Raw genomic sequence first — 1,048 nt, forward strand, 5'->3', positions numbered from 1 at the left:
GTTTTCAAAGGTCAAAAACATCCTTTTAGCGTATTTATTCTTTATCTCGTCACTGCCGTTTAAATATGAGAAAAAATCATATTCTATGCCGAATCGAGCGGAGTCGTGCGGCGGCGGCACCAAAGAGCTCCTTTTAGAGCAGTCGCAATCTCCGCCGCATGAACGGACGTAGTGGAATATATTCGCTAGGTTTATACCCGCTTCGCTTGCTTCTACCGCCCAAAATTCGTCGTTTGTGAGCTTAGTAGAGCCCTTTGATCCTCCGTAAATAAGATATAGATTTTCTTTAACTTTAAAAACTTTTATCACTCGATCGCCGCCCCATGCGGTACCGACTGCCCAATCGCCGCAGGCGCAATCCCGCCTGCCGCCAAGAACGCATTCTTGCATCTGCTGCGCACCTTTGTCTGCAAAATCCATAATGAAATTTTGCCCGCCGCTTGCGTATTGATACGCTACGTAGCTCGCGCCCATCGTGCCGCCGGTGCTGATATCTACCGAATATGCCCGAAACTTGCCGTCCTGCGAGATCGCCATATTCGGGGCGAACCTCAAGGATTTTAAAATTTGCGGAGCGCTCTCGCCCGCGCTTTGCAAAAACTCCATAAACGCAGCCCTTAACCTAACGATGCTCTCGCAAGGCGTACCATCGGGGCGATGCCCGGCTTCGTCAATCTCCTGAAGCGCCGTGCTTAAATTTGCGGTTAAAATTTCTAGGCTTTGATCTTTTTGAGCGCTGTTTGCACCTTCTGCCAAAGCGAGCGCTGCCTCGGCGAACATGAAGCTTAATAAGCACAAAAACGAGATTAAAATTTTCAAGTCGCATCCTTTAAATCTTTGATTTTCGCTAGATTATAGCGCAAATTTGCGCCGCGCGAGATTTGGATTTAGAATTTGCGCCCTCAATTTAAAACCCAAATTCGCTCGCTGCGGAATTCTGCGAAATTGCGAAATTTGAAATTCCTTGAAGTTGCAAAATTCCGCGAGGCTGCCGTTTGAAATTCGCCTTTCAAAGCATAAGGCTAAGCAGCAGCAAAAATCCGATGAA

Annotated in this window: 2 protein-coding genes; both read right to left on the reverse strand. The window is 47.3% G+C overall.

Features of this window, described 5'->3' with window-relative positions:
- Nucleotides 1-819: hypothetical protein (locus Q0605_RS05330; RefSeq protein WP_298704898.1), on the reverse strand; the 819-nt coding region annotated here is incomplete at its 3' end.
- Between the two features lie 33 nt (nucleotides 820-852).
- A partial coding sequence (locus tag Q0605_RS05335) for a hypothetical protein (protein WP_298704900.1) occupies nucleotides 853-1,048 on the reverse strand: 196 nt, incomplete at its 5' end.

It is taken from the genome of uncultured Campylobacter sp. (assembly GCF_938017705.1).
Taxonomy (GTDB): Bacteria; Campylobacterota; Campylobacteria; order Campylobacterales; family Campylobacteraceae; genus Campylobacter_B.